Consider the following 11927-nt stretch of genomic DNA (forward strand, 5'->3'; position numbering starts at 1 on the left):
CGGTATACGGGAAAGGAACGAGGACAGACGATGGCGAAGAAAAGCGCGGTCGAGAAAAACAAGCGGCGCGTAGCTCTTGTTAGTAAATATGCTGACAAGCGTGCTGCCCTGAAGGCCATGGCCAAGGACGAGAGCTTGTCCCTGGAGGAGCGTTTCAATGCACGGCTGAAGCTTTCAAAGCTGCCGCGCAATTCCGCGCCTACACGGGTACGCAACCGGTGTGAAGTCACAGGTCGCCCACGCGGTTACTACCGCAAACTTAAGATGTCGCGTATTGCGCTTCGTGAGTTGGGTTCCCTGGGCAAGATCCCGGGTCTCGTGAAGTCGAGCTGGTAAGGAGTTACTGCTATGTCGATTTCCGATCCAGTCGGGGATATGATCACGCGCATCCGTAATGCGCAGATGCGTCGCAAATCTAAAGTAAGCACACCTGCTTCTAAGTTGCGCGCACACATCTTGGACGTTCTGATTTCTGAAGGTTACATCCGCGGTTATACCGCTGTTGACTTCGGTGCAGGCAAGTCTGAGCTTGAAATTGAGTTGAAGTATTTCGACGGTGAACCAGTGATTCGCACGATTGAGCGCGTATCTAAGCCTGGTCGTCGCGTATATTCTTCGGTCAAGAACATCCCACACGTTGCAAACGGCTTGGGTGTATCTATTCTGTCTACTCCTCAGGGCGTAATGGCAGACCACGATGCACGTGAGAAAAATGTGGGTGGTGAAGTACTTTGTCGCGTCTTCTGACGCGGCATTGCACGATTAACTAAAATAACAGACAGGTTGATCTTATGTCTCGAATTGGCAAGAAGCCAGTCCCCGTGCCAAGCGGGGTAACGGCAACGATCAACGGCCAGAATGTTATCGTTAAAGGCCCGAAGGGGGAACTCTCCTTCGTGGTCAACGATCTCGTTTCGGTCGATATGGCGGATGATGGTATCCGTCTTGATCCGCGCAACCAGTCAAAGACTGCGCGTTCTATGTGGGGTATGTCCCGCACCATGGTCGCTAACCTTATCACAGGTGTGACTTCCGGCTTCGAAAAGCAGCTGGCGATTACCGGTGTTGGTTACCGTGCACAGGTTCAAGGTAAGACCCTTAATCTTGCTCTTGGTTTCTCTCATGATGTCAAGTTTGACATTCCTGAGGGTGTAGAAATCAAATGTCCGAAGCCGACAGAAATTGTCATCAACGGCATTGACAAGCAGCAGATAGGGCAGGTTGCCGCGAACATTCGTGAATATCGCCCACCTGAGCCATACAAAGGCAAGGGTATTCGTTATGCGGACGAGTTCATCGTTCGTAAAGAAGGCAAGAAGAAGTAACGGTACGGACCATGGCGAATGGAAATTCTTTCGAACGTCGTCGCGCCCGTGTGCGCCGTTCGATCAAAAAGGTAGCGAACGGTCGTCCTCGGCTGTCCGTTTTCCGCTCATCCAAGCAGATTTACGCTCAGATCATCGACGATACCAAGGGTGTAACCCTTGCGTCCGCGTCTACCATTGAGAAAGACGTAAAAGTAGAAAACGGCGGCAATAAAGATGCTGCTGCTGCTGTAGGCAAGCTTATTGCTGAACGCGCTATTGCTGCTGGTATCAAAGAAGTCGTGTTTGATCGTGGTGGTTATATCTATCATGGCCGTGTTCAGGCCTTGGCAGATGCAGCACGTGATAGCGGTCTGAGCTTCTGATCAGCGCCTTTTGGTGCTCCTAGAGAACGGGAAACATTATTATGGCGAGACAGGATAACCGGGATCGTGACGAGCGCGACAGCGAATTTGTCGATAAGCTCGTTCACATCAACCGCGTCGCTAAAGTTGTAAAGGGTGGTCGTCGTTTCGGCTTCGCCGCTCTTGTAGTAGTTGGTGATCAGAAAGGCCGCGTTGGCTTTGGTCACGGTAAGGCTCGTGAAGTGCCAGAGGCCATCCGCAAAGCAACGGAAGCTGCTAAGCGTACTATGGTTCGTGTGCCACTTCGTGAAGGTCGTACTCTTCACCACGATGTTGAAGGCCGTCACGGCGCAGGTAAAGTTGTACTTCGTGCAGCACCTGCCGGTACCGGTATCATCGCTGGTGGTCCAATGCGTGCTGTGTTTGAGACACTTGGTGTCCAGGACGTTGTTGCGAAGTCCCTTGGTACTTCCAACCCGTACAACATGGTTCGTGCGACTTTCGATGCACTGAAAAAAGAAGACAGCCCGCGTTCTGTTGCAGCACGTCGTGGTCTCAAGGTATCTTCCTTGCAGGCTCGTCGTCGTGACAACGATGATGCGGCGCCAGTAAAGGCTGAGGCATAAGCCTCGCTTTTGCTGACTGAGAACAAGGGTTAGTGTCATGGCTAATACTGAAAAGACTGTAACAGTCGAACAGATCGGTAGCCCGCTTCGCCGTCCTGCTAGTCAGCGTGCTACGTTGATTGGTCTGGGGTTGAACAAGATGCACCGTCGTCGTACTCTGAAGGATACTCCAGAAGTACGCGGCATGATCCGTAAGGTTCAGCATCTGGTTCGCGTTTTAGACGAAGCATAAGCGGACCGGGAGAACTATCATGAAGCTCAACGAACTCCGGGATAACCCGGGTGCTGTTTCGGACCGAACCCGCGTAGGACGCGGTATCGGTTCCGGTAAGGGCAAGACTGGCGGCCGTGGTGTCAAAGGTCAGAAGTCCCGTTCGGGTGTTGCTATCAAGGGCTTTGAAGGCGGGCAGATGCCATTGCATCGTCGTCTTCCAAAGCGCGGCTTCACCAATATCTTTGCTAAGGACCTGAACATTGTGTCCTTGGGTCGTGTTCAGACAGCAATCGACGCTGGTAAGCTTGACGCTTCCGCGACGGTGACTGTTGAAGCACTTGTTGCAGCAGGCGTTGTTCGCCGCGTTCTGGATGGCGTACGCCTTCTGTCCGACGGTGAACTGAAAACTGCTGTAACTTTCGAAATTGCTGGTGCTTCCAAAACTGCTGTTACAGCAGTTGAAAAAGCAGGTGGCAAGGTCGTAATCAAGGAAGGCAAGGCTTAACAGCCTTGTCTTTTTTTCGGGGTGTATCCAAACTGACCGGAGCGCGGAATGGCTTCTGCTGCCGAGCAACTTGCTTCAAACCTTAACTTTTCTGCCTTTGCTAAAGCCGAGGAACTGAAGAAGCGGATCTGGTTCACGCTAGGCGCGCTTTTGGTTTATCGATTCGGAACCTATATCCCTCTGCCTGGAATTAATCCTGACGCGCTCGCACAGGCCTTCGGAAACGTACAAACTGGCATTGTTGGCCTGTTTAACATGTTCTCCGGTGGTGCTGTCGAGCGTATGGCTATTTTTGCCCTCGGCATCATGCCTTACATTTCTGCGTCGATTATCATCCAGCTTATGACTTCTGTTGTTCCTGCTTTGGAACAGCTGAAGAAAGAGGGTGAGCAAGGCCGGAAAAAAATTAACCAGTACACACGTTTTGGTACAGTGATTCTGGCAACCTTCCAGGCCTACGGTATTTCCGTTGGTCTTGAGGCTGGCGCGAACATTGTTATCGATCCGGGCTGGTTCTTCCGTATTGCAACAGTTCTTACCCTTGTTGGTGGTACTATGTTCCTGATGTGGCTGGGTGAGCAAATCACCTCTCGCGGCATTGGTAACGGCATTTCTTTGATCATTTTCTCCGGTATTGTTGCCGGGCTTCCTTCTGCGATTGCTTCCACTTTGGAACTTGGTCGTCAGGGCGCGCTCGCAACTCCAATCATTTTGGCAGTTATCATACTGTCTGTGGTGGTTATCGGCGTTATCGTCTTCATGGAACGTGCACAGCGACGTTTGCTGATTCAGTATCCACGTCGCCAACAGGGCAATAAGATGTTTGAGGGGAACACATCGTTCCTGCCACTCAAACTCAATACGGCTGGTGTTATTCCACCGATTTTTGCGAGCTCCTTGTTGCTGGTACCAGCGACTGTAGCCAGTTTCCAAACCGGTGATTCCACTGGTTCGATGGCGTGGTTGACAACAATCACTGCGCTGCTGGGACACGGTCAACCAGCCTACATGGCTCTTTATGCAGCATTAATCATCTTTTTCTGCTTCTTCTACACCGCGATTGTTTTCAATCCGTCGGAGACAGCAGACAACCTCAAGAAGCATGGTGGCTTCATTCCAGGAATTCGTCCAGGCGAACGTACTGCGCAGTACATTGACCATGTGCTAACTCGCATTACGGTTGTCGGTGCAATATACATTACTCTCATTTGTTTGTTGCCAGAGTTCCTGATCTCAGCAACGGGTGTTCCGTTCTACTTCGGTGGTACGTCTCTGCTCATTGTTGTTAGCGTCACCATGGATACCGTTTCTCAGATCCAGGGGCACCTTCTTGCTCATCAGTACGAGGGCTTGGTGAAGAAAACGAAGTTGAGGGGGAAACGTAGATGAGATTGATTCTTCTTGGCCCTCCTGGTGCTGGTAAAGGCACTCAGGCAGGTCGACTTGTTGCGGTGCATGGTATTGTCCAGCTTTCGACTGGTGACATGCTTCGTGCAGCTGTTGCAGCTGAAACCGAAGTCGGCTTGAAGGTCAAAGATGTTCTGACACGTGGTGACCTGGTTTCTGATGACCTGATTTGTTCCATCATTTCTGATCGTATTGATCAGGCTGATTGTGCAAAAGGCTTCATTCTGGACGGTTTCCCACGCACCATTGCTCAGGCAGACGCTCTTGGCGAACTGCTTGAGAAGAAGGACCAGAGACTTGATGCTGTTGTGCAGCTGAAGGTTGATGAAGGTATCCTTCTTGAGCGTATCGAAACACGTGCTCGTGAAAGCGCGGAAGCTCGATCCGATGACAATGCAGAGTCTTTGAAGAAACGTCTTGCAGTTTACAACGAGCAGACAGCCCCGCTTATCAAGTACTATGGTGAGCGGAACATGCTGATGGGCGTTGATGGCATGAAGTCCGTTGACGAGGTTGCTTCAGAGATCGATACGATTTTGAGCACGGTTTAATCCGTGCTTTTTGAAGGCAGGCGCTTGCGCTTGCCTTTATAATAAAGTATAGCCGGCGCACATCGACACCATAATCGATTGGCGCCGGTTTTCCTTGGGAAACCGAGGCTGATCTTTTTGCTGTGTGATGGTGCGCCCTCAACCTGCCTGGTTGTAGGTGTGTTATCGGCAAAAAAATGGGAGAGGGAACAAACGTACCCTCGTAATTGGAGAAAACAAACGTGGCACGTATTGCTGGCGTCAACCTTCCGACGAATAAGCGCGTAGTTATCGCGCTGCAGTACATTCATGGCATTGGTGCGAAGTTCGCGCAGGAAATCACCGAGAAAGTCGGTATTGCTGCAGAGCGTCGCGTCAACGAACTTTCTGATGCAGAAGTTCTGAAAGTCCGTGAAGCAATCGACGCTGAATACACCGTTGAAGGTGATCTTCGTCGTGAAACTGCAATGAACATTAAGCGTCTCATGGACCTTGGCTGTTACCGTGGCCTGCGCCACCGTCGTGGTCTGCCTGTCCGTGGTCAGCGCACTCATACCAACGCTCGCACCCGTAAGGGCCCTGCTAAAGCGATCGCTGGTAAGAAGAAATAACTAGCCGGTTATCCGGTGGAGCCGCCGGCTATACGGCGGTGTAGATATCGAAGTTAGGAAATATAATGGCTAAAGAATCGACGCGCGTGCGTCGTCGCGAACGGAAGAACATTTCTTCAGGTGTCGCGCATGTGAACTCTACGTTCAACAATACCATGATCACCATCACCGATGCTCAGGGCAATGCGATCTCTTGGTCGTCTGCCGGCGCGCTTGGCTTTAAGGGTTCTCGTAAGTCTACCCCTTATGCTGCACAGGTCGCTGCCGAAGACGCTGGTCGTAAGGCTGCTGAACACGGCATGCGTACTCTCGAAGTAGAAGTACGTGGTCCAGGTTCTGGACGTGAATCCGCTCTGCGTGCGCTTCAGGCTGCAGGTTTCGTTATTACATCTATCCGTGATGTAACTCCGATCCCGCACAATGGTTGCCGCCCACGCAAGCGTCGCCGCGTCTAACAGTTCGTTAGGCTAGTTTTCCACCCAGGCAAGGATTAGTTGACTTTTAGGTCAACGGGAAAGCCAGAGGGTTTATGAACGTGACTATTCAAAAAAATTGGCAAGAGCTTATCAAGCCAACTAAACTCGACATTCGTGCTGGCGATGATGCACGCTTTAAGGCTTCTGTGATTGCAGAACCTCTTGAGCGTGGCTACGGCCTGACTCTTGGTAACGCTCTGCGCCGCGTTCTGCTTAGCTCTCTTCAGGGTGCTGCAGTGACTGCGGTTCAGATTGATGGCGTTCTCCATGAGTTCTCATCAATTCCTGGCGTTCGTGAAGATGTGACTGACATCATCCTGAACATCAAGGAAATCGCGCTTCGCATGGAAGGCGAGGGACCAAAGCGTATGGTTCTGCGTAAGCAGGGTCCTGGTGCGGTCTACGCTGGCGATATTGAAACTGTAGGTGACGTTGAGGTTCTTAACCCAGGTCTGCTGCTGTGTAACCTTGATGAAGGTGCGGAAGTTCGCATCGAATTCACTGTAAACACCGGCAAGGGTTATGTTCCAGCTGCCGCTAACCGCCCAGAAGACGCTCCAATCGGTCTGATTCCGGTTGACAGCCTGTATTCTCCGGTTAAGAAGGTTTCTTATAAGGTTGAGAACACCCGTGAAGGTCAGGTTCTTGATTATGATAAGTTGACTTTGACTGTTGAAACTGACGGATCTGTGATCCCTGAAGATGCAGTAGCATTTGCTGCTCGTATCCTGCAGGATCAGCTGTCTATCTTCGTGAACTTCGAAGAGCCACAGCGTGAAGTTCAGGAAGACACAGTCGCGGAACTTGCGTTCAACCCAGCACTGCTGAAGAAGGTTGATGAGCTTGAGTTGTCTGTACGTTCGGCAAACTGCCTGAAGAACGACAATATCGTATATATTGGCGATCTCATTCAGAAGACAGAAGCAGAAATGCTTCGTACACCGAACTTCGGTCGTAAGTCTCTCAACGAGATCAAAGAAGTTCTGGCGCAAATGGGCCTGCATCTCGGTATGGAAGTGGCAAACTGGCCGCCTGAAAATATCGATGAGCTCGCTAAGCGCTACGAAGACCACCAATATTAAAGGAACAGGAACTGAGCGCGCTGCGTGAGGTTCCGGCGATCTGATGTACTAGATCGTAATTGACTTAACAAAGGAGAGGGCCATGCGCCACGGTAATTCCGGCCGCAAGCTCAATCGGACGTCAAGCCACCGTAAAGCGATGTTCGCTAACATGGCAGCTTCGCTCATCCAGCATGAGCAGATTGTTACGACGCTTCCGAAAGCAAAAGAGATGCGTCCAATCATCGAGAAGCTCATCACTCTGGGCAAGCGCGGCGACCTGCATGCACGTCGTCAAGCAATTTCCCAGATCCGTGACACTGCAATGGTAGCAAAGCTGTTTGATACCCTTGCAGAGCGTTATGCGGACCGTCAGGGTGGTTATTCTCGCGTGCTGAAAGCTGGTTTCCGTCATGGTGATAATGCACCAATGGCTGTTATCGAGCTGGTTGAGCGCGACGTAGAAGCTAAAGGCGCTGCAGATCGCGCACGCGCTGCTGCTGAAGAAGCTGCTGAGACAGCTGAAGCTGCTGCATAAGCTTTTCGCATAAGCGATTTGAAAAAGGGTGCCTTCGGGTGCCCTTTTTTGTTGCCTGAATGAAATTCACTCAAGAGCTCTTACTTTTTGCAGAACGAATCTGATGAAAAAGGTCGCGTTGCGTTAGTTTTGGCAGGTGGAACTGGATTGCTCGGGTCAGGTCGGTACTGCAACTTATGATAGTACAGCGTGCTTCCAGTTTTGTGAGAAAACACAGCTAAATCATATCGGTATTTCAATTTTTCTTCGATTTGAAAAGCATTTTAAATATTTGTTTTAAGCGGAGATTAACACTATAGCCCGACTATGCTCCCAACGTATTACTCGGGGGCAAATATGCGTTCTAAATCTGATGAGAGCGGCTCTGTATCCTCACCTAGAGTCAAAAATTATTTTAATCGTATTGCTGTTCGTCTTCCATTCATTATGGTTGGGCTTGCAATTATTGCGAGTGCCGTTGTGGCATTCCTTGGGTATACGCGTGCTGAGAGCGCGCTGACTGAAGCGAGCAAGACACAGCTCGTACTCGTGGCACAGGCTCGTCGGGATACTCTCGATGAAAAGCTGGAGCGCGTTGATAGCGATATCAAGCGTCTGGTCAAGAGTAGCGCTATGCGCGTTACCATGACCGACTTGCTGGCCTCCATGGATTCTCTGAGTGCAGATAAGGATGACATCCTTAGCTACTTCCAAAAGAGTGGCTCTTCTGTTGCTGATCGTCTGCAGCTGACTGGGAATGGTAACAAGACGCTTTATTCCTGGCGTCATGCTGTTGTTCATCCAGATTTTGTGGCGAGTGTAACCGGTGGAGGTTATGCGGACATCCTGATCATGGATGCAAACGGTCTGGTGATTTACTCTGCGACCAAGTCCTCTGAGTTTCTTGAGAGCGTGAAGGATAGCAAGCTATCCGGTACATTGCTCAGTCAGGAATTCAATAAGGCGGCGAAAGCCACTGAAGGCGATGTGGTCTATTCTGAGATTGCTCAATATGCGCCTGATGGAAATTCTGCATCCCTTTTGATTTCGGCTCCTGTGTTTGTTGAAGACTTCAATCAGGTCACCTTTAAGGGTGTGATCGCCATTCGTCTCGGCTCTGAGTTCTTCGATAGCGTTTTGCAAAATCGTGAGAACATGGGTGAGACTGGTCAGACCTATCTGGCACGCATTGATGGCACGATCCTTTCCAATCAGGTTTTGTCTGATGTGCCAACGGCGCTGGTGAAGAAAGATGATCCAGAGGTTGTTGCGAAAGTAGTTGAAGACCTGCAGGCGAACCTGGAAAGCAATGTTGGCTTTGCGGAAGTGAAGGAACAGTTTATTCTGGCCCTGCCACTTGGCTTTGAAAAACTGCCGACTGTTATTGTCGCAAAGACTGATGTGAGCGAAGCGCTGGCTGTTGTGCATGCACTCGCCAAAGAAATCATTATCAGCGGATTGGTTGTGTTGGCGGTTGTTGCTGCAATTGGCATCTTCATGGCACGTAGTCTGTCTACTCCGCTTAATCGCCTGTCATCCAATCTTAATAAGATTGCGAACGGTAATCTGGATGTGGAGATTATCTCTGCTCAGCGTAAGGATGAGATCGGCGATATTGGTCGAGCTGTTCAGTCTTTCCAGGCTGGTCTTGTCCGTGCAAGAGAGCTGGATGAGAAACAGGTGCGTGAGCAACATGAACAGGAAGAGCGCGTGAAACGCGTGGATGCCTTGAACGAGAACTTTGATATTGGCGTTCGAGACATCCTGACCACTGTGACTGACGCTGGCGGTAATCTGGAAACCACCGCGAAGAGTATGGCAAGCATCTCTGAGCAGACCAACACTGAGGCACAGACGGTGTCTTCTGCCTCTGAACAGTCCCTGATGAATCTTCAGGCTGTTGCTGGTGCTGCTGAAGAGCTTTCTGCAACTGTTGGTGAAATTGACCGCGAGGTCCGTCGTTCTGCTGACGTCTCCAAACAAGCGGCTGAGAAGGCTGCTGCGGCTGAGGTGTCTGTAAACGGTCTCATGGAAGCTGCGCAGCGCATTGGTGAAGTTGTGTCTCTCATCAATGATATTGCTGATCAGACCAACCTGTTGGCGCTGAATGCGACGATTGAGGCTGCTCGTGCAGGCGAAGCTGGTAAAGGCTTTGCGGTTGTTGCATCCGAAGTTAAGGGCCTTGCGAACCAGACTGGTCAGGCAACTGGCGAGATCAGTGTTCAGATCCAATCTGTTCAGGCTGAGACGGAGAAAGCCGTTGCGGCTATCAAGGAAATCAGCACGGTTATTGGTGACGTGAATGAAGCGGCGACTGCGATTGCAGGTGCTGTTCAGGAACAGGCTGTAACCGCAACAGATATCTCCAGCAACATTCAGCAGGTAACTTCTGGTAGCTCTGAGGTTGCTCAGGCTATTACCCGTGTGAGCATGATCGCAAGTGATGCGGGCCATGAAGCGGAAAACGTTCTTGGTGCTGCAAATCAACTGACACACCAGTCCGAAGAGCTGAAGAGCATGGTTGAAGAATACCTTGAGAATATCCGGGTAGCCTAAGTTCTGTCAGGTTTTATCGAGATGAGTAAGGCGCCGGGGTGACCCGGCGTTTTGCGTTTTGAGCAGGTGTGATCTTTTTAGTGCACTCAAACTGTTACTAGTTTGAAATCCACATGCAGTTTTCGGGGATACGAGCTCGCTGCTTAAAACCGACAGATTGGCCTTTTCATTTCCATATTGCAGACTTATCTGTAACCTGCTGCTCCCAAATTTTTTGAAAGAAAATCATTGTGAACTGGGGGCTCTTGCCGAAGGGATTTAAGAATGGGTCAAATCAGGAAGTCAGCTGCTCACCTGCTTTTTTGTGCAGTTCTTGGGACTACTGGCGTTGTGGCAACGCAAAGCACTGGTGCACTGGCCAGTGAAAAGACTGTTCCAACATCTCAAGCCGAGATTTCACTTTCCTTCGCTCCTATTGTGAAGAAGGTCGCGCCAGCGGTGGTGAATGTGTACGCAAGTCGTACCGTGCAAGAGCGCCGCAGAGTTTCTCCATTCTTTGATGATCCGTTCTTCCGTCGTTTCTTTGGTGAGCAATCCGATCGGTTCGCACCTCGTTCGCGCAGCCGCGTTCAAAGCTCTTTGGGCTCTGGTGTGATCGTTTCTGCTGATGGCACGATTATTACCAACCATCACGTTATCGCGGGCGCTGATGAGGTGCGTGTGGCACTTTCTGATCGACGTGAGTTTGATGCCGATATCATCTTGATGGATGAGCGCACAGATCTTGCCGTTTTGAAGGTGCGCAACGCAGAAGGGGCGTTCCCTGTTGTGCCGTTTGCCAACTCTGATGAACTTGAGGTGGGTGATCTGGTGCTGGCGATTGGGAACCCGTTTGGTGTTGGACAGACCGTGACGCAGGGTATTGTCTCCGCTGTTGCGCGAAATCAGGTCGGTGTCTCGGACTATCAGTTCTTCATTCAGACAGATGCCGCCATCAATCCGGGTAACTCGGGTGGGGCGCTGGTTGATCTAAACGGTCATCTTGTTGGTGTGAACACTGCGATCTTCTCGCGTTCCGGTGGCTCCAACGGTATTGGTTTTGCAATCCCTGCCAATATGGTGGAAGTGGTTGCTTCAGCTGCTGATGAGGGCGGTATCGTGCGCCGCCCGTGGGTTGGAACCAGTGTGCAACCAGTCAGCTCTGATATTGCTGCCAGCCTGGGGCTGGAGCGTCCTAGCGGGGTTCTCGTGACACGTATTCAGGAAGGAAGCCCAGCTGACCGTGCTGGTATTCGTGTCGGCGACCTGATCATGTCTGTTGGTGGCACTCAGGTGGATGATCCAGATGCTTATGGCTACCGTCTTGCTACAAAGAAAGTTGGTGGTGTCACGCGTTTTGAGATGCTGCGCGGTGGTGAGGCCTTTGCTGTCGAGATCAGCCTTGAGCGTGCGCCGGAAACTGTGGCTAGAGATGAAAGAGAGATCAAAGGGAACTCGCCATTTACTGGTGTACGGGTTATGAATCTTTCTCCTGCTGTGGCTGAAGAGTTGCGCATGTACAACGAGTTTTCAGGCGTTGTAATTGCTGATATTAAAGCTCGTAGTACTGCTGCCTATGTCGGCTTTAAACCCGGTGATATCGTGGTTGAGATCAATGGCGCTGAAGTTCAAAGCACCAAAGACCTTTCCAAGCTGACCGGCAAAAAGCAGCGCACCTGGAACATCACTTTCAAACGTGATGGTCAGCTACGACAGGTAAGTTTGCGATAATGCTGTTTTGAGAGTTTTACTCTCCAGAACAGTTTAGAGGAATGT

At 50.8% G+C, this 11927-nt stretch carries 15 protein-coding genes; all 15 read left to right on the top strand.

The window, feature by feature from the left end; all coding sequences use genetic code 11:
- The first annotated feature begins 30 nt into the window (after positions 1-30).
- The 15 genes from rpsN to PsWM33_RS13920 all read left to right on the top strand — a co-directional run bounded on the left by rpsN (position 31) and on the right by PsWM33_RS13920 (position 11882).
- Positions 31-336 carry a 30S ribosomal protein S14 gene (gene rpsN / locus PsWM33_RS13850; RefSeq protein WP_057463427.1) on the top strand — a complete coding sequence of 102 codons (306 nt, stop codon included), beginning with the start codon at positions 31-33 and terminating at the stop codon, positions 334-336.
- Between the two features lie 12 nt (positions 337-348).
- On the top strand, positions 349-747 hold the full coding sequence (rpsH, locus tag PsWM33_RS13855; RefSeq protein WP_057463426.1) for a 30S ribosomal protein S8: 399 nt from the start codon (positions 349-351) through the stop codon (positions 745-747).
- Positions 748-791: 44 nt separating this feature from the next.
- Positions 792-1325 carry a 50S ribosomal protein L6 gene (gene rplF / locus PsWM33_RS13860; RefSeq protein ID WP_063289478.1) on the top strand — a complete coding sequence of 178 codons (534 nt, stop codon included), beginning with the start codon at positions 792-794 and terminating at the stop codon, positions 1323-1325.
- A gap of 11 nt (positions 1326-1336) precedes the next feature.
- Entirely contained in the window at positions 1337-1690 is a 354-nt protein-coding gene (rplR, locus tag PsWM33_RS13865; protein WP_057463424.1) for a 50S ribosomal protein L18, read from the top strand.
- A gap of 41 nt (positions 1691-1731) precedes the next feature.
- Positions 1732-2295 (top strand): 30S ribosomal protein S5, encoded by a 564-nt coding sequence (gene rpsE / locus PsWM33_RS13870; RefSeq protein ID WP_063292674.1) that lies wholly within the window; start codon positions 1732-1734, stop codon positions 2293-2295.
- Positions 2296-2332: 37 nt separating this feature from the next.
- Entirely contained in the window at positions 2333-2527 is a 195-nt protein-coding gene (gene rpmD / locus PsWM33_RS13875) for a 50S ribosomal protein L30 (RefSeq protein WP_057463423.1), read from the top strand.
- A 19-nt stretch (positions 2528-2546) separates the two neighbouring features.
- Positions 2547-3014, top strand: coding sequence for a 50S ribosomal protein L15 (gene rplO / locus PsWM33_RS13880; RefSeq protein ID WP_063300623.1), 468 nt, complete (start codon positions 2547-2549; stop codon positions 3012-3014).
- Positions 3015-3062: 48 nt separating this feature from the next.
- Entirely contained in the window at positions 3063-4403 is a 1341-nt protein-coding gene (secY, locus tag PsWM33_RS13885; protein ID WP_063292673.1) for a preprotein translocase subunit SecY, read from the top strand.
- Complete coding sequence (locus PsWM33_RS13890) at positions 4400-4972, top strand: adenylate kinase (RefSeq protein ID WP_063300624.1); 573 nt, start codon at positions 4400-4402, stop codon at positions 4970-4972. The genes secY and PsWM33_RS13890 overlap by 4 nt, the downstream gene beginning before the upstream one ends.
- Before the next feature lie 221 nt (positions 4973-5193).
- The gene (rpsM, locus tag PsWM33_RS13895) at positions 5194-5562 is read left to right on the top strand and encodes a 30S ribosomal protein S13 (RefSeq protein WP_063289475.1); all 369 of its coding nucleotides are present in this window, start codon (positions 5194-5196) and stop codon (positions 5560-5562) included.
- A 65-nt stretch (positions 5563-5627) separates the two neighbouring features.
- Positions 5628-6017 carry a 30S ribosomal protein S11 gene (rpsK, locus tag PsWM33_RS13900; RefSeq protein WP_054664941.1) on the top strand — a complete coding sequence of 130 codons (390 nt, stop codon included), beginning with the start codon at positions 5628-5630 and terminating at the stop codon, positions 6015-6017.
- A gap of 74 nt (positions 6018-6091) precedes the next feature.
- The gene (locus PsWM33_RS13905; protein WP_057463419.1) at positions 6092-7120 is read left to right on the top strand and encodes a DNA-directed RNA polymerase subunit alpha; all 1029 of its coding nucleotides are present in this window, start codon (positions 6092-6094) and stop codon (positions 7118-7120) included.
- Between the two features lie 82 nt (positions 7121-7202).
- Positions 7203-7637: a 50S ribosomal protein L17 gene (gene rplQ, locus PsWM33_RS13910; protein ID WP_057463418.1), complete on the top strand. Its 435-nt coding sequence runs from the start codon at positions 7203-7205 to the stop codon at positions 7635-7637.
- Positions 7638-7973: 336 nt separating this feature from the next.
- On the top strand, positions 7974-10172 hold the full coding sequence (locus PsWM33_RS13915) for a methyl-accepting chemotaxis protein (RefSeq protein WP_063300625.1): 2199 nt from the start codon (positions 7974-7976) through the stop codon (positions 10170-10172).
- A gap of 264 nt (positions 10173-10436) precedes the next feature.
- Positions 10437-11882: a DegQ family serine endoprotease gene (locus PsWM33_RS13920; protein WP_063297929.1), complete on the top strand. Its 1446-nt coding sequence runs from the start codon at positions 10437-10439 to the stop codon at positions 11880-11882.
- Positions 11883-11927: the final 45 nt, after the last annotated feature.

Source organism: Pseudovibrio sp. WM33 (genome assembly GCF_001623165.1).
Classification (GTDB): domain Bacteria; phylum Pseudomonadota; class Alphaproteobacteria; order Rhizobiales; family Stappiaceae; genus Pseudovibrio.

What these genes read in the sequence shown, in the direction of transcription:
- rpsK (WP_054664941.1), top strand. Translation starts at nt 5,628, where the DNA reads ATGGCTAAAGAATCGACGCGCGTGCGTCGTCGCGAACGGAAGAACATT.
- secY (WP_063292673.1), top strand. Translation starts at nt 3,063, where the DNA reads ATGGCTTCTGCTGCCGAGCAACTTGCTTCAAACCTTAACTTTTCTGCC.
- PsWM33_RS13890 (WP_063300624.1), top strand. Translation starts at nt 4,400, where the DNA reads ATGAGATTGATTCTTCTTGGCCCTCCTGGTGCTGGTAAAGGCACTCAG.
- rpsH (WP_057463426.1), top strand. Translation starts at nt 349, where the DNA reads ATGTCGATTTCCGATCCAGTCGGGGATATGATCACGCGCATCCGTAAT.
- rpsN (WP_057463427.1), top strand. Translation starts at nt 31, where the DNA reads ATGGCGAAGAAAAGCGCGGTCGAGAAAAACAAGCGGCGCGTAGCTCTT.
- PsWM33_RS13915 (WP_063300625.1), top strand. Translation starts at nt 7,974, where the DNA reads ATGCGTTCTAAATCTGATGAGAGCGGCTCTGTATCCTCACCTAGAGTC.
- rplR (WP_057463424.1), top strand. Translation starts at nt 1,337, where the DNA reads ATGGCGAATGGAAATTCTTTCGAACGTCGTCGCGCCCGTGTGCGCCGT.
- rplO (WP_063300623.1), top strand. Translation starts at nt 2,547, where the DNA reads ATGAAGCTCAACGAACTCCGGGATAACCCGGGTGCTGTTTCGGACCGA.
- PsWM33_RS13920 (WP_063297929.1), top strand. Translation starts at nt 10,437, where the DNA reads ATGGGTCAAATCAGGAAGTCAGCTGCTCACCTGCTTTTTTGTGCAGTT.
- rplF (WP_063289478.1), top strand. Translation starts at nt 792, where the DNA reads ATGTCTCGAATTGGCAAGAAGCCAGTCCCCGTGCCAAGCGGGGTAACG.
- rpsE (WP_063292674.1), top strand. Translation starts at nt 1,732, where the DNA reads ATGGCGAGACAGGATAACCGGGATCGTGACGAGCGCGACAGCGAATTT.
- PsWM33_RS13905 (WP_057463419.1), top strand. Translation starts at nt 6,092, where the DNA reads ATGAACGTGACTATTCAAAAAAATTGGCAAGAGCTTATCAAGCCAACT.
- rplQ (WP_057463418.1), top strand. Translation starts at nt 7,203, where the DNA reads ATGCGCCACGGTAATTCCGGCCGCAAGCTCAATCGGACGTCAAGCCAC.
- rpmD (WP_057463423.1), top strand. Translation starts at nt 2,333, where the DNA reads ATGGCTAATACTGAAAAGACTGTAACAGTCGAACAGATCGGTAGCCCG.